Annotated in this window: 16 protein-coding genes; 9 read left to right on the top strand and 7 right to left on the bottom strand. The window is 77.3% G+C overall.

From position 1 onward, the window contains the following. The first annotated feature begins 80 nt into the window (after positions 1 to 80). Complete coding sequence (locus AC1050_RS08935; RefSeq protein ID WP_482386999.1) at positions 81 to 1061, top strand: helix-turn-helix transcriptional regulator; 981 nt, start codon at positions 81 to 83, stop codon at positions 1059 to 1061. 198 nt (positions 1062 to 1259) lie between these two features. Here the strand turns inward: AC1050_RS08935 and AC1050_RS08940 are convergent, their stop codons facing one another. The 6 genes from AC1050_RS08940 to AC1050_RS08965 all read right to left on the bottom strand — a co-directional run bounded on the left by AC1050_RS08940 (position 1260) and on the right by AC1050_RS08965 (position 9745). Continuing rightward, positions 1260 to 2489, bottom strand: coding sequence for an MFS transporter (locus AC1050_RS08940; protein WP_482387000.1), 1230 nt, complete (start codon positions 2487 to 2489; stop codon positions 1260 to 1262). Continuing rightward, positions 2486 to 5716: a sacsin N-terminal ATP-binding-like domain-containing protein gene (locus AC1050_RS08945; protein WP_482387001.1), complete on the bottom strand. Its 3231-nt coding sequence runs from the start codon at positions 5714 to 5716 to the stop codon at positions 2486 to 2488. The genes AC1050_RS08940 and AC1050_RS08945 overlap by 4 nt, the downstream gene beginning before the upstream one ends. Next, positions 5713 to 6648: a DUF3027 domain-containing protein gene (locus tag AC1050_RS08950; RefSeq protein ID WP_482387002.1), complete on the bottom strand. Its 936-nt coding sequence runs from the start codon at positions 6646 to 6648 to the stop codon at positions 5713 to 5715. Before AC1050_RS08950 ends, AC1050_RS08945 begins: the two co-directional genes overlap by 4 nt. Before the next feature lies 1 nt (position 6649). Continuing rightward, on the bottom strand, positions 6650 to 7033 hold the full coding sequence (locus AC1050_RS08955) for a cold-shock protein (RefSeq protein WP_482387003.1): 384 nt from the start codon (positions 7031 to 7033) through the stop codon (positions 6650 to 6652). Between the two features lie 86 nt (positions 7034 to 7119). Beyond that, complete coding sequence (locus tag AC1050_RS08960; protein WP_482387004.1) at positions 7120 to 8409, bottom strand: EAL and HDOD domain-containing protein; 1290 nt, start codon at positions 8407 to 8409, stop codon at positions 7120 to 7122. A 109-nt stretch (positions 8410 to 8518) separates the two neighbouring features. Beyond that, a complete protein-coding gene (locus tag AC1050_RS08965) occupies positions 8519 to 9745 on the bottom strand; it encodes a M20 metallopeptidase family protein (RefSeq protein WP_482387005.1) in 1227 nt (408 codons plus the stop codon). Between the two features lie 154 nt (positions 9746 to 9899). Between AC1050_RS08965 and AC1050_RS08970 the strand changes: the two genes are divergently transcribed. The 4 genes from AC1050_RS08970 (at position 9900) to AC1050_RS08985 (ending at position 17052) form a co-directional block, all read left to right on the top strand. Continuing rightward, positions 9900 to 12314: a helicase-associated domain-containing protein gene (locus tag AC1050_RS08970; RefSeq protein WP_482387006.1), complete on the top strand. Its 2415-nt coding sequence runs from the start codon at positions 9900 to 9902 to the stop codon at positions 12312 to 12314. Continuing rightward, a complete protein-coding gene (locus tag AC1050_RS08975) occupies positions 12311 to 14011 on the top strand; it encodes a DNA repair helicase XPB (RefSeq protein ID WP_482387007.1) in 1701 nt (566 codons plus the stop codon). Before AC1050_RS08970 ends, AC1050_RS08975 begins: the two co-directional genes overlap by 4 nt. A gap of 173 nt (positions 14012 to 14184) precedes the next feature. Beyond that, positions 14185 to 16245 (top strand): TPM domain-containing protein, encoded by a 2061-nt coding sequence (locus AC1050_RS08980; protein WP_482387008.1) that lies wholly within the window; start codon positions 14185 to 14187, stop codon positions 16243 to 16245. 42 nt (positions 16246 to 16287) lie between these two features. Continuing rightward, positions 16288 to 17052, top strand: a complete 765-nt coding sequence (locus tag AC1050_RS08985; protein WP_482387009.1) for a PspA/IM30 family protein — start codon at positions 16288 to 16290, stop codon at positions 17050 to 17052. Positions 17053 to 17135: 83 nt separating this feature from the next. On the opposite strand, the gene AC1050_RS08990 is transcribed toward AC1050_RS08985, so the two are convergent. After that, positions 17136 to 17888: a type 1 glutamine amidotransferase gene (locus tag AC1050_RS08990; RefSeq protein ID WP_482387010.1), complete on the bottom strand. Its 753-nt coding sequence runs from the start codon at positions 17886 to 17888 to the stop codon at positions 17136 to 17138. Positions 17889 to 17967: 79 nt separating this feature from the next. On the opposite strand from AC1050_RS08990, the gene AC1050_RS08995 reads away from it, so the two are divergent. From AC1050_RS08995 to AC1050_RS09010, 4 genes are all read left to right on the top strand, one after another. After that, positions 17968 to 18702, top strand: coding sequence for a response regulator transcription factor (locus AC1050_RS08995; RefSeq protein WP_482387011.1), 735 nt, complete (start codon positions 17968 to 17970; stop codon positions 18700 to 18702). Next, positions 18699 to 20327, top strand: coding sequence for a sensor histidine kinase (locus tag AC1050_RS09000; protein WP_482387012.1), 1629 nt, complete (start codon positions 18699 to 18701; stop codon positions 20325 to 20327). Before AC1050_RS08995 ends, AC1050_RS09000 begins: the two co-directional genes overlap by 4 nt. 84 nt (positions 20328 to 20411) lie before the next feature. Continuing rightward, positions 20412 to 21167 carry an HD domain-containing protein gene (locus AC1050_RS09005; RefSeq protein WP_482387013.1) on the top strand — a complete coding sequence of 252 codons (756 nt, stop codon included), beginning with the start codon at positions 20412 to 20414 and terminating at the stop codon, positions 21165 to 21167. After that, the gene (locus tag AC1050_RS09010) at positions 21164 to 21442 is read left to right on the top strand and encodes a DUF4031 domain-containing protein (RefSeq protein ID WP_482387014.1); all 279 of its coding nucleotides are present in this window, start codon (positions 21164 to 21166) and stop codon (positions 21440 to 21442) included. The genes AC1050_RS09005 and AC1050_RS09010 overlap by 4 nt, the downstream gene beginning before the upstream one ends. The last annotated feature ends 108 nt before the right edge of the window (positions 21443 to 21550 follow it).

A 21550-nucleotide genomic window follows, 5' to 3' on the forward strand; every position in this document is an offset into this window, starting at 1 on the left:
GTGCTTCGCCGACCGGGTGCCCCGAGCCTCGCGGGGGTAGGTGCCAGGGTGTGTCACCTACTCGCGGCAGACTGCGGGACGTGCCCACGACCTCCGCCCGCCTGCTCGCGCTGCTGTCCCTGCTGCAGTCCCGGCGCGACTGGTCCGGCACCGTGCTGGCCGACCGGCTCGACGTCAGCCTGCGCACGGTGCGCCGGGACGTCGACCGGCTGCGCGAGCTCGGCTACCCGATCGCGGCGGTGAAGGGCCCCGACGGCGGCTACCGGCTGAGCCCCGGCGCCGACCTGCCGCCGCTGCTGTTCGACGACGACCAGGCCGTGGCGCTCGCCGTCGCCCTGCAGGTCGCGGCGTCCGGACCCGACGACGGGCTCGCGGAGCCTGCCGGCCGCGCCCTCGCGACGCTGCGGCAGGTGCTGCCGGCACGGCTGCGGGGCCGGGTCGACGCGGTGCGGGTCTCGGCGGTCGCCCGCCCCACGGAGCGGCCGCCCGCCCCGGTGGACGGCGCGGTGCTGCTCGCCCTCGGTGCCGCGGTGCGCGCGCACGAGACCGTGCGGTTCGACTACGACGCCGGGTCCGCAGCCGGCGACGGGCCGCCGCGCCGCGCCGAACCGCACCACGTGGTCACGTGGGACGGGCGCTGGTACCTGGTCGCCTGGGACCCGGACCGCGACGACTGGCGCACGTTCCGCGTGGACCGGGTCGCGCTCCGCACGCCGAACGGGCCGCGGTTCACGCCGCGGGAGCTGCCCGGCGGCGACGTGGCGGCGTACCTGCTCCGGCGGTTCCGCGGAGCGGTCGACGACGACGGCCGCTGGCCGTGCCGCGGCACCGTGCGGCTCGCGCTGCCCGCCGCGACGGTCGCCCGGTACAGCCGCGAGGGGGTCGTCGAGGCGCTCGGGCCCGACCGGTGCCGGCTCACGCTCGGGTCGTGGTCCTGGACGAGCCTGGCCGCGGAGGTGGCCCGGTTCGACGCGGACGTCGAGGTGGAGGGCCCGCCCGCCCTGGCCGCCGCGTGCACGCGCCTGGCACACCGCTTCGCCGCCGCGACCCTCCCCCGCTGACCCCGCCGACCCCGACCCCGCCGACCCCGCCGAGATGACACTTCCGGCCTGTGCCGCGCCACCGGCGCACAGGCGCGCAGTGTCATCTCGGCGGACGGGACGGCGCGCACGGGGCGGGTGAGGGGGGCGGGTGAGGGGGCGGGTGAGGGTGCGGGGGCGGGTGAGGGGGCGGGGGCGGGCGTGGGCAGGCGGGGCGGGTCAGGCGTCGGCCGACTCCGGGCTGGCCGCCGCGCGGGCGGCCGCCGCACGGGCGCGGGTGCGGGCGTTGGCGTGCTCGGACCACCGGGGCACCCACCGGCCGAGCGCGGCCGCCGCCGCCAGCCCGGCGGCGCCCATCGTGACGATCCCCGCCGCCAGGCTGCCCGCCGCGGCCACCGCCGACACCACCAGCGGACCGGCCGCGGCGCCGGAGTCCTGGAACACCCGCCACACCCCGAGGAACTGCGCGCGGTTCGCCGGCGGCGCCACGTCCGCGCCGAGGGTCATGAGGATGCCGGAGCCGATGCCGTTGCCGAACCCCATGACCATGGCCACGACGGCGACCCCCGTCAGCGTCGACGTCAGCGGCAGCACCGCGATCGCCCCGCCCAGCACCAGCATCGACGGCACCGCCACCCAGAGCCGGCCGCGGCGGTCCATCACCTTGCCCGCCGGGTAGAACAGCAGCATGTCGACGGCCCCCGAGATGCCGAAGACGAGGCTGGTCGTGGCGGGTGCGAACCCGAGGTGCTCGGACCACAGCGGCAGCACCACCTGGCGGGTGGCGCGCACGGCGCCGACCAGCACGACGGCGAGCCCGAGGGTGGCCAGCAGGCGGCGGTGCCGGCGGACGAGCTCGCGCGTCGTCACGGTCGGCCGCGCGCGGGTGGCGGGGTGCCGGTCGTCGATGTCCCGGGCGAGGCCGACGACCACCGCCGCGGCGACGGTGGTGCCGACGGCCAGCCAGAACACGGACTGCAGGTCGCCGACGTGCAGCACGAGCGCCCCGAGGAACGGCCCGATGAAGATGCCGATCCGGGAGATGCCGCCGAGCGTGGACAGCGCCCGGGCGCGGTTCACCACGGGGACGACCTCGGTCAGGTAGGCCTGCCGGGCCAGGTGGAACACCGCCGACGCGACGCCGACCACGAGGACGCCGGCGCCCAGCACCACGAGGTCCGTCGCGAGCGCGCAGGTCGCCATGGCCACGCACGCGAGGGCCGCGGCCACGATCATCGCCCGCCGGTCGCCGATGCGGGCGGCGAGCGCACCCGCCGGGACGTCGCCGAGGATCTGCCCGATGCCGATCAGCGCCACGACCAGCGCGGCCTGGTCCAGACCGGCCCCGAGCCCCGCGGCGACGAGCGCGACCACGGGGGCGATGGCACCCATCCCGATCTCGTACAGGAGCGCGGGCAGGTAGGCCGAGGCGAGCAGGGAGCGGGTCATCGCCCGTCCATCATGCCTCCGGCGTCGGCGACCTGCTCCACGGCGAGCTCGGCGGCCCGGGCGGGCTCCACCAGCGCGAGCTCGACGGCGTGCCGCAGCCGCCACGCGCCGGCCGCCTGCGCGAGCCCCCGTGCCAGGCCGGCCAGGTGCGTGGCGTGCACGGTGGCGGCCGGCCCGGCGCCCTCGACCCACCAGTCGACGGGGACGCCGTCGACCCGCAGCGTCTCGTGCTCGACCCAGGTGGCCGGCACGTCGGCCAGCAGCAGCCCGACGGCCGCCGGGGTCGGTGCGAGCCCGCCGGCGTCGTCGCCGTCGGCCTGGTCCACGGCGCCGTCGGCCAGGTCGCCGGCGAGGGCCACCCCGAGCGCCTCGGCCAGGTCGACCGGGTCGGCGGCGCCGGTGACCGGCACCATCGCGGCGACGTCGGTGCGCTGCCACCACATCGGCGCGGGTGCGACGGCGGCGTCCTCGGCGTGCACCAGCACCACGCGGTCCGGGGCGACGAGCGCGGGCAGCACGTCGAGGTCGGGCAGCGCGTCGGGGTCCGCGACGGCCAGCCGGGACCAGGCCGACCACACCGCGGCGGCGAGCGGCAGGTCGACGGGACCGCCCACGGACGCGGCCGCGCGCAGCAGCCGGTTCCACGCGGCCGCCGGCACGGCGGTCAGGCGGTCGACCCCGCCCAGCGCCGCCTGCAGCTCCGGGTCCAGCCCGGCGACCGCGGGCGGCGCCCCGGGCAGCAGGCGGGCGACCGCGGGCTCGGCACCGGCGACGGCGAACGGCGCCTCGAGGCCGAGGCCGGACCGGTGCCGCAGCCACCAGGCGGTGTAGCCCGGCGCGGTCCCTGGCCCGGACGCCCGGACCGGCTCCAGCAGCGCGCGGCGCAGCGGCCCCGGCTCCGCCAGCCGGGCGAGCACCGCGGGCCACGCGCCCGGGTCGACGGCGTCCAGGTCGGCGACGGCCACCAGCTCCGCGAGCGTCTCGCCCTCCCCCACGACGTCCGCCACCGCCGCGACGTAGTCGTCCCAGCCGTCCAGCGCGTCGGTGACCAGGTCGGTGTCGTCCTCCCCCAGGCCGAGGTCGTCCGCGCCGACCAGCACGTCGGTCAGCAGCAGCGGCACGAGGTCGCGCCGCACGCCGACCGCGACGAGGGTGTCGGCGCCCCAGCGCTCGACGGCCTCGGCGCCGACGGGCGCGAGCACGCGCGGGTCGAGCAGCCGCTCGGCGGGCGAGGCGGGCAGTACCAGGCCGTGGGCGGGAGTCGGCTCGCCGTCCGCGGCGCGCAGGGTCAGCAGCCCCCGGACGGCCCGCGCGACGGGCACCGGTGCGTCGTCGGGCGGCGGGCCGTCGTCGGCCAGGGCGGCCCGGACCAGCGTGAGCACGGCGTCGCTGACCTGCTCGGCCACGTCCACGTCGTCCTCGTCGGCCTGGTCGAGCACGGCCTGCCGGACCCCGGGGTGCGCCAGCAGCGCGGCGGGGTCGGCCGGCGTCGCGCCGAGCCGCTCCAGGACGTCGTGCGCCGCCGCGGGGTGCACGAGCCGCACGCCCCACCGGCCGAGCGTCGCGAGCGCCTGCGCGACCGGCCCGGACGGGTCGAGCGCCCCGGCGACCGGCAGCAGCAGCCCGCGGGCGCCGCGCACCACCCGGCCGTCGGCGAGCGGGACGGGCAGCGCCGCCAGCGACTCGCGGACCAGCGGGTCGGCGACCGCCGGGCCCAGCGCGGCGTACAGCGCGCGCCACCGGGCCGGCGGCAGCCCGGACGCGGCGGGCAGCTCGTCGACCACCTCGGCGACCTCGCGCACCTCGACCCCCAGCGCGCGGGCGGCGGGCAGCCCGCCGTCGGGCAGCACGACGAGCCCGGCGAAGAACGGGGCCAGGGCCCGGGTCAGCCCGGCCGCGGCGGGACCGGCCAGCGCGACCGCGCGGTGCGGCTCGACCAGGTCCGGCGCGCCGGCGGGCACGGGACCCGGCGGCCCGTGGTCCGGGTCCGCGTCGTCCGGCCGCCCCTCGTCCGCGTGCGCGTCGCCCGCGGAGGGGACCAGCAGCGCGGTCCGGGACAGCGCCTCGACCAGCCGCCCGCGCAGCGCGGCGTCCAGGTCGCTCGCGGGCAGGCCGAGCGGCACCAGCCGCAGGGCGTCCTCCCCGTCGGCGGCGCAGGCGGCGGCGAGCCGGGCGTAGACCTCGGCCGCGACGTCGAGCAGCGCGTCCGTCGCACGGCCGCGGGCGACGTGCCGGCGGGTCGGGTCCAGCGGCACGGTGGCGACCAGCAGCGCCGGCAGGTCCAGCGCGTCGTCGGTCGGGGTCGGGGCGTGCAGCACGCGGTCGGCCGCGGTCCGGCCCGCGCCGGCGTCCTCGCGGGGCAGGGCCCAGGTCACGCGCCAGCGGCGGCGGGCGCGCTCCTCGACCGGGCGGTCTGCGACGAGGGCGGGCTCCAGCTCGCCCTCGACGGTCAGCCGCCGCCAGCGCCGGTCGACGTCGGCGACCCGGCGGCGGCGGCCGGTGGTCTCGTCCTCGACGACCACCTCGGCCAGCCCGGGCAGCGCCAGCAGCAGCACGTCGCCGACCTCGGCGAGCATGGCGCGCACCGCGTCGACGGCGACCTCGTCCCGCAGGTCGAGCACCACGGCGGTGTCATACCCCTCGGGTGGCCGGCCGGTGTGCTCCCGGGGCAGCCGCAGCGCGGGCAGCGAGCCCTCGCGCCGCGCGATCTCGTCGGTCAGCCGCGGCACGTCGGCGGCGGCCAGGGCGAGCTCGGACCGGGTGTCCGCCAGGGAGAACCGCACCGCGCCGGTGGTGGACAGCACCTGCACCTCGTCCGCGACGGCGCGCACGGCGGCGAAGCCGACGCCGAACCGGCCCACCAGGCCCGGCCCGCCGGCGGCCTCACCGGGGCCCGCGCCCGGCCAGTCGCGGGACGACGACGCCCGCATCGCGGCCAGCGACGCGACGCCCGCCGCGTCGAGCGGGACGCCGGTGTTCGCGGCGACCAGCACGCCGGACCCGTCGTCGGCGGCGGTCAGCCGGAGCAGCAGCCGCCCCGGGACGCCGGCCCGCACGGCCGCGTCGGCGGCGTTCTGCGCGAGCTCGACGACCACGCGGTCGCGGTAGTACCCGCGGGCGTGGTCCTCCTCGGTGTTGGCGTCCTCGCGCAGGCGCGCGGGATCGGCCCGCCACGTCCCCAGCACCCGCTCGCGCAGCGCGCGCGTGCCGAAGACGTCCGCGGTCACGGCTCCGGCTGCTCGGGCGTCTGCTCGGTCGGCTGATCGGCGACGGGCTCGATGGTCACCTCGACGTCGAGCGTGCTGGTCTCGACGACCACCTGCTCGGCGTCGGCCGGCACGTCCGCCGGGGCCTCGGGCTCCGCGGCGTCGACCACGACCGGGGTGACGACCTCGTCGGCCCGGCGCCCGACCACGTCGGCGGTCGGCACCAGCACCAGGTCGGACGCCACGGGGACGTCGGGCCACTCGGACGGCCGGTCCTCGACGTCGGTCTCGGAGTGCGCGCCGCAGCCGTGCTCCAGGGCGACGACCTTGCCGTCGTCCGGGGACCACTCGTTGACGCACACGCCGAACACGGTGCCGAGCGAGCCCTGCAGCGGCACGAGGAACCCGCACGTCATGCAGGACTGCGCGGACGCCACGGAGCCGGCGCTCGTCGGGCCCTGCTTGCCGCGGTACCAGCGCTCGGCCGCCTCGGAGATGCCGAGGGGCGACAGCACCCGGTTGCGGGCCAGCGCGAGCTCGCCGATCGCGACGTCGTCGAGCTCGGGGTCGCCGGTGGGCGTCCAGCCGGGCTCCAGCCGCGGGTCGTCCGCCTTGAACGGCAGCACGTCGCCGGGGCCGAGGTCGCCCGGGCGCAGGCGCTCCTCCCACGGCAGCCAGGCCGGTGCGAGCACGGCGTCGTCGCCGGGCAGCAGCACGGCCTCGCACACGGTGGCCCTGCGGGCGCGCGGCACCCGGGACAGCGTGACGGTCCACACCCAGCCCCGGTAGCCCTTCATGGTGCAGGCGAAGCGGTGCGAGACGAGCCGGTCGGCCTCGACGGTGTAGCCGAGGTGCTCGCCGACGTCGCCGGGGTGCTCGGCCAGCTCGAGGGCCGCCTCGCGGGCGAGCTCGACGGCGCCGCCGAGCACGGCGTCGGTGGTCGCGGTCGCCATCTCAGGCCTCGAGGTCGTCGGCGACGGCGCGCAGCAGGGTGGCGACCTGCTCGGCGCGGGACTTCTCCGGACGGCGGCCGCGGCGCAGGTCGTTGCCGACCCGGTCGAGCACCTTGATGAGGTCCTCGACGATCACGGCCATGTCGTCGACCGGCTTGCGCACGGCGGCGGCGACGGAGGGCACCGGGTCCAGCAGCTTCACGGCCAGGGCCTGCGGGCCGCGGCGCCCGTCGGCCACGCCGAAGTCCACCCGGGTGCCGGGCTTGGGGGTGCCGATGCCCGCGGGCAGGGCGGACGCGTGCAGGAACACCTCGGTGCCGTCGTCGGCGGCGATGAAGCCGAACCCGCGATCGGTGTCGTACCACTTGACCTTGCCGGTGGGCACTGCGTTCCCCTGGTCTGTCGTCTGGGATCCTTCGACCGTGCGGACCGACCTCGGTCCGCACCCCACCAGGTTACCGGTCCGGCCGGTCACCCGTACGCGACGTCCGCGTCCGTCCCGGCGCCGCCGGGCACCGCCTGCAGGCGCGGGACCGGCTGGTACACGGTGGCCAGCAGCGCCCGCGCCTCGCGGAGCGCCGTGAGGTAGACCAGCGACACGTGCAGCGCGGAGTACGGCGACCGGATGGCGGGCGCGTGCTCCTCGGCGATGGCGTCCAGGTAGGCGTCCAGCACGTCGCACGCCGCGACCACCCGCGCGCTCGGCCGGGACCGGTGCAGCTCGGGGTCCAGGTCGGCGACGGGCACGTCCAACAGCTCGGACACGATCCGCACCAGGGCCTCGGTCGACGCCTCCAGCGGGTCCTGCGGCGCGAGGATCTCGGCGGCCCGGGTGCGCGCGAGGGCCATCAGCGGGATCTCGTCGTCGTGGTGGCCGGCCGTGGCGAGCACCTCGAGGATCAGCATCGCCCGGAACCGCTCGCGGCCCAGCAGGACGAGCGCCTGGTGCAGGTTCCGCACCGTGCGGCCCGCGCCGGAGACGGAGTTGACCACCCGGAAGACCTTGAGCGCGATCGCCGGGTCCGCCGCCGTCAGGCGCGCGAGCCGGCGGTAGGACACCTGGGCGTCGCCGAGCTGCACCAGCAGCCGGCCGGCGACCATGGCGTGGTGCGCCAGCGCGGGCCGGGTCAGCACGGTCGGGCGCCGGAAGTGGTAGCCCTGGAACAGGTCGAACCCGGCCTCCTGCGCGAGCAGGAAGTCGGCCTCGTCCTCGACCCGCTCGCAGACGAGCGCGGCGTGCGGCGCGACGGCCCGCAGCTCCCCCGCGAACCCGGCGAGCCGGTCCCCGACGTCCGCCATGTCGACCTTGACGTAGTCGCACAGCGGCAGCAGGTCCCAGCGCTGGTCCCCGGGCACGAAGTCGTCCAGCGCGATGCCGAACCCGAGCCGGCGCAGGCGCTCGACGCCCGCCACCACCTCGTCGTCGGCCGGCACCTGCTCCAGCACCTCGAGGACCACGCGGTGCGGGTCCAGGGCGAGCGGCAGCTCGTCGACGATGAACGACCGCGGCACGTTGACGAACAGGTCGCCGTTGCCCGCGAGGTCCTCGACGCCGAACTCGGTGAGCGTCGCGACGATGACCGTGGCGGTCGCCCGGTTGTCGTCGATCCCCGCGCGGACGCCCGAGGCCTCGGCGTCGGCACCCGGGCGGAACAGCAGCTCGTGCCCGATCGGGCGGCTGAGCACGTCGTAGATCCCCTGGCGTGCCACGCACACCTCGTGCGTGGCACCGGGCATCTGCCCGGCCGTGATCGGTGTCATGGGCGTCCTCCTGCTCGAGCGCGCACCGCCTCGCCCGTGACGGGCCTGCCGACGTGTTCATCGGCACACCGCCGCGCGACCTGAGCGCTCGTCCGGGTGGAGCCGCTGCTCAGCCGTCCGCGAGCCGGTCCAGCGCCAGGGCGGCGAGCACCGCCGGCCCGACCGCGAGCGCCCCGTCCTCGAACCGGGCCTGCGCGGAGTGGTTGTACGGCGCCGTGCGCGGGTCGGCGTCGGCGGGCGTGGCGCCCACCCCGACGTACGCGCCGGGCACCTGCTGCAGGACGTAGGAGAAGTCCTCGGCCCCGGACAGCGGCTGCGGCGCGGTCGTGTAGGAGCGCTCGCCGAACAGGCCCGCGGTGAGCCGCGCCGCGCGCTCGACCTCCGCCGGGTGGTTCGCCGTCACCGGGTACCCGCGCCGGTAGTCGACCGCCACCGACAGGCCGTGCGCGGCGGCGACCCCCTCGCAGACCCGGGCCAGCCGCTCCGGGACGGCGGCGTGCACGGCCTCGGAGAAGGTCCGGACCGTGGCCTCGATCCGGGCCTCGGCGGCGATCACGTTGTCGGTCGTGCCCGCCTCGATCCGCCCGACGGTCACCACGACGGGGTCGAACACGTCGAACTGCCGCGTGACCATCGCCTGCAGCGCCAGCACGATCTCGGCGGCGACCGGCACCGGGTCCAGCGCGAGGTGCGGCATCGACCCGTGGCCGCCGCGCCCGCGCACCGTCACGTGCACGGTGTCGGCGGCGGCGAGCAGCGTGCCCGGGCGGCTGGTGATCGCACCGGTCGCCAGCAGCGAGGACAGCACGTGCAGCCCGTAGGCCGCGACCACGCGCTCCCCCGCGGCGTCCAGCACGCCCTCCTCGATCATCAGCCGCGCGCCGTGGTCGCCCTCCTCGCCCGGCTGGAACATGAGGACCACGGAGCCGGCGATCTGCTCGCGGCGGGCGGCGAGCAGCCGCGCGGCCCCGACCAGGCCGGCGACGTGCAGGTCGTGGCCGCAGGCGTGCATGACGCCGGGGACCTCGCTGCTGAACGGCTCGCCCGTGTCCTCCGTGACCGGCAGGGCGTCCATGTCGCCGCGCAGCAGCACGGCCGGCCCCGGGCGCGCGCCGCGCAGCACGGCGACGACGGAGCTCAGCCCGGTGCCGGTGCGCACCTCCAGGCCCTCGGGCACCAGCGGCTCGAGCGCCTCCAGGACGAGCGCCTGGGTGCGGGGCAGGTGCAGCCCGATCTCGGGCGTGCGGTGCAGGGCGTGCCGGAGCGCGGCGACGTCGGGCAGCAGCGCCCGGGCGTCGGAGCGCAGGTCCTCGAGGACGGAGCGGTCGAGCGGCATGTCGGACCTCCGTGGGGTCGGGGCGGCCGGTGCCGACGACGGTGTCGAGGGCCGCAGGGCCACGCCCTGCCGAACGTACCGCCTGCCGCCCGCGGCCGGGACGTCGTGCCCGACCCCGTGCTGCCGGGGCGCTGCGGAACGTATCGTGGTGCGGATGGCCACGTTCAGCGAGCACCTGCGCAGCAGGTCGGACGACGAGCTGGTGCGCCTGCTGCTGCGCCGCCCCGACCTGGCGCACCCGTCCCCCGCCACGCTGGCGTCCCTGGCCGCCCGCGCGACCAGCCGGCCGAGCCTGGAGCGCGCGCTCGCCGGGCTGGACGCCGCGGTGCTGCAGACCGTCGAGGCCGTGGTGGCGCTGCTGACCGGGTCCGCGCCCGACGCGGGCGTGCGCGCCAAGGACGTCGTGGCCGCCGTCGGTGCCGACCGCCGGGACGCCCCGGCGGTGCGCGCCGCGCTCGCCACCGCCACCGAGCTGGCCCTGGTGCACCCGGTCGGCGGGCGCGCCGCCGACCCGCTGCTGCGCCCCGCGCCCGGCGTCGCCGAGCTGCTGGGCCCCGGCACCGCCGGGCTGGCGGCCCCCGCCGAGCACGACCCGGCGCCGGCCGACGTCCCCGGCCTGCTGGACCGGGCGCCCGGCGCGGGGCGCGCCGTGCTCGACGCGCTCACCTGGGGACCGCCGGTCGGGGTGCGCCCGCCGTCCGGGCCTGCCGCCGAGGCGGTGACCGAGCTGGTGCGGCTCGGGCTGCTGGTCCGCGCCGACGACCGGCACGTGCTGCTGCCGCGGACCGTCGCGCTGGCGCTGCGGGACGGGCGGACGCACCGCGCGCCGGCCACCCCGCCGCCGGCCGACGACCTGCCCCGCCGCGACGCCGCCCTGGTGGCCGCGGAGCACGCCGCCGCGGCCGAGCGCGCCGTCCGGCTGGTCACCGGGCTGATCCGGCTGTGGGGCGGCACCCCGCCGGCCGTGCTCCGCGCGGGTGGCCTCGGCGTGCGGGACCTGCGCCGCACCGCCGTCGTCCTGGAGCTCACCGAGGCGGAGGCGGCGTTCGTCGTCGAGATCGCCGGCGTCGGCGGGCTGGTCCGCGACGACGGCGACGAGTCCCCGCACTACGTGCCCAGCACCGCGGCCGACGAGTGGCTGGCCCTCGACCTGCCGGCGCGGTGGGCCCGGCTGGCCGCGTGGTGGGCGGCCACGCCCCGGACCCCCGCGCTGGTCGGCACCCGCGACGAGCGGGGCGGCGTCCGGCCGGCGCTCGGCCCCGAGCTGGGCCGGCCGTGGGCCCCGCGGCTGCGGCTCGCCGTGCTGGCCCTGCTGGCCGACGCCGGCCCCGGCGCCGCCCCGGACGGCGAGCAGGTGCACGCCGGCCTGGCCTGGCGCACCCCGCGGTCGGTGCCCCCGCGCGACGCCGTCGACGCCGTGCTGCGCGAGGCCGGCTGGCTGGGCGTGCTGGGCGCGGGCGCCCTGCCGCCCGCCGGGCGCGCGCTGCTCGACCCCGACGCCGACCCGCGGCCCGCGCTCGCCGAGGGGCTGGCCGCTGCGCTGCCCCCGGCGGTCGACGACCTGCTGCTGCAGGCCGACCTCACCGGGATCGTCCCGGGCCGGCCCAGCGAGGACCTGGAGGCGCTGCTGGAGACCTGCGCGCGCGTGGAGTCCCGCGGCGGCGCCGTGACCGTGCGGTTCACCCCGGAGTCCGTGCGCGGCGCGCTGGACGCCGGGACCACCGCCGACGACCTGCTCGCCGCGCTCGCCGCGCACACCCGGGGCGGGGTGCCGCAGCCGCTGGAGTACCTGGTCCGGGACGCCGCGCGCCGGCACGGGCGGCTGCGCACCGGCGCGGCCTCGTCCTACGTGCGCACCGAGGACCCCGCGCTGCTCGCCGGCCTGGCCGAGGACCCGCGGCACGCGGCCCTCGGCCTCGTCCGGCTGGCGCCCACCGTGCTGGCCGCGCAGGCGCCGCTGCACGAGCTGCTCGCCGCGCTGCGCGCGCACGGGCTCGCCCCGGTCGCGGAGACACCCGACGGCCAGGTGCTGCACGCCGCGCCGACGGTCCGGCGGGTGGCGGCGAGCCGGTACCGGCCGACCGAGGTGCCGCGCGGCGCGCTGCCCCCCGCCGAGCGGGCGGCCTCGCTGGTCGGGGTGCTGCGGCGGGCCGACGAGGCGCGCACCGCGGGTGCCCCCGCCACCGGGTCCGGCGCCGTGGGCGGGTCGGGGGCGGCGTCCGGGGCGTCGGGGTCGTCGCTGCGGGACCGGGCGACCGGGGTCGCGGCCGCCACCGCCGCCGCGCGCGGTGCCGGGGGCGCTGGTCACCCGGGCCGGGGAACAGCCGACCCGGTCGAGGCGTTGGGGCTGCTGCGCGAGGCGGCGGCCGGGCACACCGAGGTGTGGCTCGACCTGGTCGGCTCGCGCGGCGCCCTGGAGCGACGGCGCGTGCGGCCCGTCCGGGTGGACGGCGGCCGGGTGCGCGTCGTCGACACCGCGCGCGACGCCGAGATCGTCGTCGCCGCGCACCGCGTCGCCGCCGTGACCCTGATCGAGCCCGAGCCTTCGGAGGACGAGGACACCGCATGACCGACGGACCCCTGATCGTCCAGAGCGACAAGACCCTCCTGCTCGAGGTCGACCACGACCAGGCGGAGGCCTGCCGCCGCGCCATCGCCCCGTTCGCGGAGCTGGAGCGCGCGCCCGAGCACGTGCACACCTACCGGCTCACGCCGCTCGGCCTGTGGAACGCGCGCGCCGCCGGCCACGACGCCGAGCAGGTCGTCGACACCCTGCTCGACTACTCCCGCTACCCCGTGCCGCACGCGCTGCTGGTCGACGTCGCCGAGACGATGTCCCGGTACGGCCGCCTGCAGCTGGTCGCGCACCCCGTGCACGGCCTGGTGCTGCACGCCCTCGACGCCGCGGTCCTGGCCGAGGTGCTGCGGTCCAAGCGCACCGCGGGCCTGGTCGGCGAGCGGATCGACGCCACCGACGTCGTCGTGCACCCCTCCGAGCGCGGGTCGCTCAAGCAGGCGCTGCTCAAGCTCGGCTGGCCCGCCGAGGACCTCGCGGGCTACGTCGACGGCGAGGCGCACCCCATCGACCTGGACACCTCCGGCGAGTCCGACCCCGCCGCGGACGGCACCCCGCGGCCGTGGCAGCTGCGCCCGTACCAGGCCGAGGCCGCCGACGGCTTCTGGCACGGCGGCTCCGGCGTCGTCGTGCTGCCCTGCGGCGCCGGCAAGACGCTGGTCGGCGCGGCCGCCATGGCGCGGTCCAAGACCACGACGCTGATCCTGGTGACCAACACCGTGTCCGCACGGCAGTGGCGCGACGAGCTGCTCCGGCGCACCACCCTGACGCCGGACGAGATCGGCGAGTACTCCGGTGCCCGCAAGGAGATCCGGCCCGTCACCATCGCGACGTACCAGGTGCTCACGCTCAGGCGGAAGGGCGTGTACCCGCACCTGGAGCTGCTCGACGCCCGCGACTGGGGCCTGGTGGTCTACGACGAGGTGCACCTGCTGCCCGCGCCGATCTTCCGGATGACCGCGGACCTGCAGGCCCGCCGCCGCCTCGGCCTCACCGCCACGCTGGTCCGCGAGGACGGCCGCGAGGACGAGGTGTTCAGCCTGATCGGCCCCAAGCGGTACGACGCGCCGTGGAAGGACATCGAGGCCCAGGGCTACATCGCGCCCGCCGACTGCGTCGAGGTGCGCCTCACGCTGCCCGAGCGCGACCGGATGCTCTACGCGACCGCCGAGCCGGAGGACAAGTACCGCCTCGCGGCGAGCGCCCCCGGCAAGACCGACGTCGTCAAGCACCTGGTGGCGAAGCACGCCGGCGAGCCGCTGCTGGTGATCGGCCAGTACATCGACCAGCTCGAGGAGCTGGCAGACGACATCGGCGCGCCCGTGATCACCGGGTCCACCTCGGTGCCCGAGCGGCAGCGGCTGTTCGACGCGTTCCGCGCCGGGGAGATCACGACGCTCGTGGTGTCCAAGGTCGCGAACTTCTCGATCGACCTGCCCGAGGCCTCCGTGGCCATCCAGGTCTCCGGGTCGTTCGGCTCGCGGCAGGAGGAGGCCCAGCGCCTCGGCCGGCTGCTGCGCCCCAAGGGCGACGGCCGCACCGCGCACTTCTACGCCGTGATCGCGCGGGACACCGTCGACCAGGACTTCGCCGCGCACCGGCAGCGGTTCCTGGCCGAGCAGGGCTACGCCTACCGCATCGTCGACGCGGAGGACCTGCAGGCCACCGAGGGCACCCCCGACCCGGCCTGACCGTCCGCGGGCGCTGCTGCGCCCGGCTCGGCGGGTGTCCAGGAACCCGGCCGGTTCGCGGCCTTCGTCCGCGGGTTCCTGGACACTCGACGGGGGGACGGGCTCGGCCCGCGGGAACTCGGCCCGGGGTGCACGCGTTGCGACGGGTGCACGCCCTGAGAAAGGATCGCCGGGTGCCGTCGTCGTTGCGTGGTCTGTCCCTGCTCGTCCCGCTCGCCGTGGGGGTCCCGCTGCTCGCGGGCGCAGCACCCGTGCCCCAGGCGCTGCCCGCGACGACGCTGACCAGCGAGATCACGGACGAGGTCGGCGCGCTCGGCGGGCAGGAGGCGACCGTCCAGGCGGCGCTCGACCAGCTGGCGACCGAGACCGAGTACCAGCTCTACGTCGTCTACGTCGCGGAGTTCGACGGGCAGACCCCCGAGGACTGGACCACCGCGACCCGGTCGTCGTCCGGGCTCGGCGCGAACGACCTCACGCTCGCGGTCGCCACCGAAGAGCGGCAGTACTACCTCGCGCCCGCGTCGGTGCCCGGCCTCACCAGCGCCCAGCTCGACGACGTCGCCGCCGACGTCGAGGACCAGCTGCGCGCCGAGGACTGGGCCGGCGCCGCCGTCACCGCGGCGGACGAGATCCGCGGGGCCGCCACCGGCGCGAGCACCGGCGGCTCGTCGGCCGGCGGCGGCAACCTGCTCGGCAACCTGTTCGTGCTGGGCCTCGTCGCGATCGCGATCATCACGTTCGTCGCCTGGTGGCGGTCCCGGCGGCGCGCGCCGCAGCGGGTGGGCGCCGGGCAGCCCGGTCCGAGCGGCCCGCAGGTGCCCGGCGGCCCCGCCGGCGAGCTCGCCGCGCTCCCGACCGCCGAGCTGGACCGCCGATCCGCGTCCGCGCTGGTCGGGATCGACGACGCGCTGCGGGCCTCCGAGCAGGAGCTCGGGTTCGCGCAGGCCCAGTTCGGGCCCGAGGTCACCGGCGACTTCGAGCGGGTGCTCACCCAGGCCAAGGCGCAGGTCACCGAGGCGTTCCGGCTCCGGCAGACCCTCGACGACGACGTGCCGGACACGGAGCCGCAGGTCCGCGAGACGGCGACCCGCATCCTGCACACCGTCGGCGCGGTCTCCGCGGCCCTCGACGCGCAGAAGGAGGGCTTCGACCGGCTGCGGGACATCGAGTCCCGGGCGGGAGAGGCGCTGGACGCGCACGAGCGCGGCGCCGCCGCCCAGCGCGCCCGGGTCGAGGCGGCGCGCGGCACGCTCGCCCAGCTGGCCGCGGCCTACCCGGCGGTCACGCTCGCGTCGGTGACGGGCAACCCCGACCAGGCCCTCGCGCTGCTGGACGAGGTCGGCACCGCGATCGGCCAGGGGCGGCAGGCCGTCGCCGCCGGCGACCGCGGCGTGGCCGTCCGGTACGCCCGGGCCGCCGAGGAGGCCCTCGGCCAGGTCGGCACCCTGCTCGACGCCGTGGAGCGCGCGCGCACCGACCTCGCGACCATCGGCTCCCGGCTCGACGCCGCGGTCGCGTCGATCGCCGCCGACGTCGACGACGCCGAGCGCCTGGCCCCGCGGCACCCCGAGGTCGCCGCCCGCGCCCAGGACGCCCGCACCGCCGTCGCCGCCGGCCGCGTCGCCCGCGCGGGCGACGGCGACCCGCTCGCCGCGCTGCGCGACCTGTCCCGGGCCGAGGCCGCGCTGGACGCCGCGCTCGCCCCGATGCGCGAGGCGCAGGAACGCGCCCGGCGCGCCCGCCAGCTGCTGGACCAGACGCTCGGCCGGGTCGACTCCGCGGTGCGCGGCACCACCGACTACGTCGAGACCCGCCGCGGTGCGGTCGGCCCCGAGGCCCGGACCCGGCTCGCGGAGTCCCAGCGCCTGCTGCGGACCGCGATCGACCAGCGCGACACCGACCCGGAGCGCGCGCTCGGCGCCGCGCAGCAGGCCGAGCGCCTGGTCCGCGAGGCGCAGCAGCTCGCCCAGCGGGACGTCGACTGGTACGACCAGCAGCGGCGCGGCGGCCCGGGCGGCGGCGGCGGCGGTCTGGGCGACGTCGGGGGCATGGTGCTCGGCGGCATCCTGATCGACTCGATCCTGCGCGGCGGGGGCGGCGGCTGGGGCGGCGGCGGCGCGCACGGCGGCTTCGGCGGCGGTGGCGGCGGCTTCGGCGGGGGCTTCGGCGGCGGCGGTCGTGGCGGCGGCTTCGGCGGGGGCGGTGGCGGCGGAGGCCGCGGCGGCGGGTTCTAGGACATGTTCGGCAGAGGCAAGAGACGAGAGAGGCACCAGGCGATGACCGAGAAGCAGAGCATCTTCGGCCGGATCACCCAGCTCGCGCGGGCGAACATCAACGCCCTGATCGACCAGGCCGAGGACCCGCAGAAGATGCTGGACCAGCTGGTCCGCGACTACACGAACTCCATCGCGGAGGCCGAGAAGGCGATCGCCCAGACGATCGGCAACCTGCGCCTGGCCGAGCAGGACTACAACGAGGACGTCGCCGCGGCCCGCGAGTGGGGCGCCAAGGCCCTCGCCGCGTCCGCGCGCGCCGACCAGTACCGCACCGCCGGCGACGCCGCGAACGCCGACAAGTTCGACAACCTGGCCAAGATCGCACTGGGCAAGCAGATCAGCGCGGAGGGCGAGGTCCGCGACTCCGAGCCGCTCATCGCCTCGCAGCGCGAGACCGTCGAGAAGCTCAAGTCCGGCCTGTCGCAGATGAAGGACAAGCTGGGCCAGCTCAAGCAGCGCCGCGACACCCTGGTCGCCCGGCAGAAGTCGGCCCAGGCGCAGCAGACCGTGCAGACCGCGATCTCCTCGATCAACGTCCTGGACCCGACCAGCGAGCTGGCCCGGTTCGAGGAGAAGGTGCGCCGCGAGGAGGCCATGGCGATGGGCCAGGCCGAGATCGCCGCGTCCTCGCTCGACGCGCAGTTCGCCGAGCTCGAGACGTCCGGCGAGCAGATCGAGATCGAGGCCCGGCTCGCCGCGCTCAAGTCCGGCGGCCAGCCGCAGCAGCTCGGCAGCACCCCGGTGACGCCGCAGATCGAGGCCTGACCCGCCCGCAGCACCACGACGGCCCGGCCCCCCTGCGCGGGGGCCGGGCCGTCGGCGTGCCGGCGCCGGCAGCGTCAGCGGCGTCAGGCGGTGACGCGCCGCGCGGCCCGCGCGCGGACCAGCTCCGCGAACGTCGTCGCGAGCAGCGCGCCGTCGGCGCGGACGCGCTCGTCGGCGGCCTCGACCGCGGCGTCCACGGCGGCCGTCTCCTGCGCGGAGTCGCCGTCGTCCACCGACCAGGCGTGCATCGTCGCCGGCGAGGCCTCCGGGTGGAACTGCACGCCCCAGGCCTGCTCGCCGACCCGGAACGCCTGGTACGGGTACATCCGCGACGCGGCGAGCCAGCTGGCGCCGCGCGGCAGGTCCACGATCGCGTCGGAGTGCATCGTCGGCATCGGGGTGCTGCGGCCGTCCGCCGCCGCGGTCGCGAGGCCGCCGAGCAGCGGGTCGGCCAGCGCCTCGGGACGCCAGCGCACGTCGACGACGCCCGACTCGCGCCCGGGAGGGGCCGACACGTCGACCCGGCCGCCGGTGGCGACGGCGAGCAGCTGCGCGCCCAGGCAGATGCCGAGCGTCGGCACGCCGGCCCCGGCGGCCTCGGTCAGCAGCGCGCGGGTCGCGGCGACGCCGGGCTCGTGCTCGTCGTGCGCGGACATCTGCCCGCCCAGCACGATCAGGCCGTCCAGCTCCGCGGCGGGGGCGAGCGGCTCGCCCAGGTCCGCGCGGACCAGCCGGACCTGCACGCCGGGCAGGTGGTCGGCGAACCGGTCCAGGGGCGCGGTGGCGTCCAGCTGGACGACGGTCACGACGGGCTGCGGGGATGTGTCGGCGCTCACGAGGCAGCACCGTACCGCTCCTGCGGAGCAACCAGCCCGCTCCCAGGAACTCTCCAGCCTCGAGGAGCACACTGGCAGCGTGAGCACCGCACCGCAGACCCCCGAGGCCCGGCTCCTCGTCGTGGACGACGAGCCGAACATCCGCGAGCTCCTCGCGACGTCGCTGCGGTTCGCGGGCTTCGAGGTGCACGCGGCCGCCGACGGCGGCGCCGCCCTGCGCCTCGCCCGCCAGGTGCAGCCGGACCTGCTGGTGCTCGACGTGATGCTGCCCGACATGGACGGCTTCACCGTCACCCGCCGGCTGCGCGAGAAGGGCCAGCACGTGCCGGTCCTGTTCCTCACCGCGCGCGACGACACCGCCGACAAGATCACCGGCCTCACCGTCGGCGGGGACGACTACGTCACCAAGCCGTTCAGCCTGGAGGAGGTCGTGGCCCGGATCCGCGCCGTGCTGCGCCGGACGCAGGTGGGCGAGGTCGCCTCCACGAGCGTCCTGACCTACGAGGACCTCGAGCTCGACGAGGACAGCCACGAGGTGCGCCGCGCCGGGCAGGTCGTCGACCTGTCGCCCACGGAGTTCAAGCTGCTGCGCTACCTGCTGCTCAACCCCGGCCGCGTGCTGTCGAAGGCGCAGATCCTCGACCACGTCTGGCAGTACGACTGGGGCGGCGACGCGAACATCGTCGAGTCGTACATCTCGTACCTGCGCCGCAAGGTGGACCAGGTGGAGCGCGCCGACGGCACCAAGGTGGACCCGCTGATCCAGACCAAGCGCGGGGTCGGGTACATGCTGCGCAAGCCGAGCGGGTCGTGACGGCACCGGCGGACCCGACCGTGCAGCCGCAGGACGGCGTCGACGTCCCCGTCCCGGAGCCCGAGCGGGTGCAGCAGCGCCCGGGCGGCGGCGTCGCCGGGCGCGCGCGCGACGTCTGGTCCCGCACGCCGCTGCTCGCGCGCCTGGTCGGGATCACCACCGCCCTGCTCGCGATGGGCCTGGCGATCGCCGGGACGGTCACCACGACGCTGCTGTCGACGTACCTCGTGCAGCAGGTCGACGAGCGGCTCGGCACGTCGGCGGTGAACTACCGCAAGTGGCTCGGCGAGCAGTACAACGCGACCAACGACATCAGCCTGTCCAACTACTTCGTCGGCGCGCAGGACTTCGCGATGCAGGCGAGCATCCTCGGCTCGGACGCCGTCGTGCGGCCCGCGCCGGAGGTGATCGACAAGTACGGCAGGCCCCACCTGCCCGAGGACGTGACGCTCGAGGACGTGCCGGCGCTGGCGCGCGCGCCCTTCACGGTGACGAGCACCGAGCGGGGGTCCGCGTGGCGGGTCGCCGTGCTGCCCGTGCGGGACCCCGCGAAGGCCACCGTCGGCTGGGTGATGTACGCCGAGCCGCTCGGCGAGGTGCAGGACATCGTCCGCCGCGCGAGCCTGCTGCTCTGGTCAAGCGCCCTCGCGATCCTGGTCATCGGCGTCGTCGTCGGGACCTGGGCCGTGAAGCGCTCCCTGCGCGGCCTCCGCGAGATCGAGACCACGGCCGCCCGGATCGCCGACGGCGACCTGTCCCAGCGCGTCCCGCCCGCCCCCGAGACCACCGAGGTCGGCCGGCTCGGCGCCGCGCTGAACAGCATGCTGGCCCAGATCGAGGCCGCCTTCGACGCCCGGACCCGGTCCGAGGACCGGATGCGCCGGTTCGTCGCCGACGCCTCGCACGAGCTGCGCACGCCGCTGGCCGCGATCCGGGGCTACGGGGAGCTCTACCGGATGGGCGCGCTGACCCAGAAGGACCAGGTCGACGACACCATGCGGCGGATCGAGCAGTCCGCGACGCGGATGGGCGGCCTGGTCGAGGACCTGCTCGCGCTCGCCCGCATGGACGCGGACCGACCCGGCCGCAGCGACCCCGTCGACCTGGCCGTGCTGGCCACCGACGCCGCGCACGACCTGCGAGCCATCGACCCGACCCGGGAGGTCCGGGTCGGCGCGCTGGACGGGGCCGCCGGGGCGGGCGACGAGGACGTGCCGGCGACCGTCGTGCGCGGTGACGAGGCCCGGCTGCGGCAGGTGCTCGCCAACCTGGTCGGCAACGTCGCCCGGCACACCCCCGCCGGGTCGCCGGCCGAGATCGGCGTCGGCCGGCTCGGCGACCGGGTCGTCGTCGAGGTCCGGGACCACGGCCCGGGCATCGCGCCCGAGCACGCCCGGCGGGTGTTCGAGCGGTTCTACCGGGTGGACGCCAGCCGCACCCGCGAGGGCGACGGCGCCGGCGGCGGTGCCGGCCTGGGCATGGCGATCGTCGCCGCGATCGTGGACGCGCACGGCGGCGAGGTCGCGATCGAGCCGACGCCGGGCGGCGGCGCGACCGTCCGGGTCGCCCTGCCCGCCGACGGGCCGCAGCCGTCCGAGCGCCTCGAGGATCACCCGGACAGGTGACGCCCGGGCCGTGCGCGATGTGTCCGCGGCTGGGGCTACGATGGCGCGTCCGAGCAGGGTCGTCTGTCGCAGTGAGGCTGTTCCATGGGCGTCTACGACGCACCACAGTGGCTGTTGTCCGCGTTCACCCGGAGCGCGCAGGGCGCGGGGGCCACGGCCACCGTCGAGCGCATCCGCGAGGTCGGAGCCGACCTCCTCGAGCGGTGGAGCGGCGCCGGCCGGACCTACCACAACCTCCGGCACCTGTGCGACGTGCTGGCCCGCGTCGACGAGCTCGCGGAGGAGACCCACGAGCCCGACCTGGTCCGCCTGGCCGCCTGGTACCACGGCGCCGTGTTCGACTCGGCGCAGGTCGCCGCGTACGCGAACCGCGGCGGCGAGGACGAGATCGCCTCGGCGCGCCTCGCCCGCGAGCAGCTGACCGACCTCGGCGTGCCGGCCCCGCGGGTCGACCGGGTGCACCAGCTGGTGATCGCCCTGGTCCGGCACGCCGCCGACCCGTCCGACTTCGACTGCGCGGTGCTCTGCGACGCCGACCTCGCGATGCTCGCGGCCGAGCCGCAGCGGTACAAGACGTACCTGCACGACGTCCGCGAGGAGTACGCCGACATCCCGACGCCCGACTACCTGCGGGCGCGGCAGCGGATCGTCAACAAGCTGCTCAAGCGGCCGAGCCTGTTCGTCAGCCCGCTCGGCGCCGCCTGGGAGGAGCCCGCGCGGCAGAACCTCGGCGCGGAGCTGCACAAGCTGGACAAGGTGCTGGCCGAGCTCGACGCGCAGCAGCCCGCCGACGACGCGGCGGACGACCGCCGGCCCCTCCCCCACGGCGCGGGGGCGTGACGGTCCTCGTCGACCCCCCGCTCTGGCCGCAGCACGGCCGCTTCTGGTCGCACCTGGTCAGCGACACCTCGCTGGCGGAGCTGCACGCGTTCGCCGAGCGCGCCGGACTTCCCCGCCGCGCGTTCGACCTGGACCACTACGACGTCCCCGACGAGCGGCACGCCGACCTCGTCGCCCTCGGCGCCGAACCGGTCACGGCGGGCGAGCTGATCCGCCGCCTCCGCGCGAGCGGCCTGCGCGTCCCCGCGCGCGACCGCCCCCGCCACCAGCACTGACCTGGGCCGGACCGATGCCGAGCGGGCAGCAGATGTCCCCTCGAGCCCGCCGGAGGGGACGACTACTGCCCGCTCGGCGAATGCCGCGAGACCCCGGACGCGAGACGG

It is taken from the genome of Cellulomonas sp. NEAU-ZC6 (assembly GCF_056844425.1).

Coding starts and splice junctions, on each gene's coding strand:
- AC1050_RS08985 (WP_482387009.1), top strand. CDS start 16,288: ATGACCGAGAAGCAGAGCATCTTCGGCCGGATCACCCAGCTCGCGCGG.
- AC1050_RS08960 (WP_482387004.1), bottom strand. CDS start 8,409: ATGACACCGATCACGGCCGGGCAGATGCCCGGTGCCACGCACGAGGTG.
- AC1050_RS08950 (WP_482387002.1), bottom strand. CDS start 6,648: ATGGCGACCGCGACCACCGACGCCGTGCTCGGCGGCGCCGTCGAGCTC.
- AC1050_RS08975 (WP_482387007.1), top strand. CDS start 12,311: ATGACCGACGGACCCCTGATCGTCCAGAGCGACAAGACCCTCCTGCTC.
- AC1050_RS09005 (WP_482387013.1), top strand. CDS start 20,412: ATGGGCGTCTACGACGCACCACAGTGGCTGTTGTCCGCGTTCACCCGG.
- AC1050_RS08965 (WP_482387005.1), bottom strand. CDS start 9,745: ATGCCGCTCGACCGCTCCGTCCTCGAGGACCTGCGCTCCGACGCCCGG.
- AC1050_RS08970 (WP_482387006.1), top strand. CDS start 9,900: ATGGCCACGTTCAGCGAGCACCTGCGCAGCAGGTCGGACGACGAGCTG.
- AC1050_RS08940 (WP_482387000.1), bottom strand. CDS start 2,489: ATGACCCGCTCCCTGCTCGCCTCGGCCTACCTGCCCGCGCTCCTGTAC.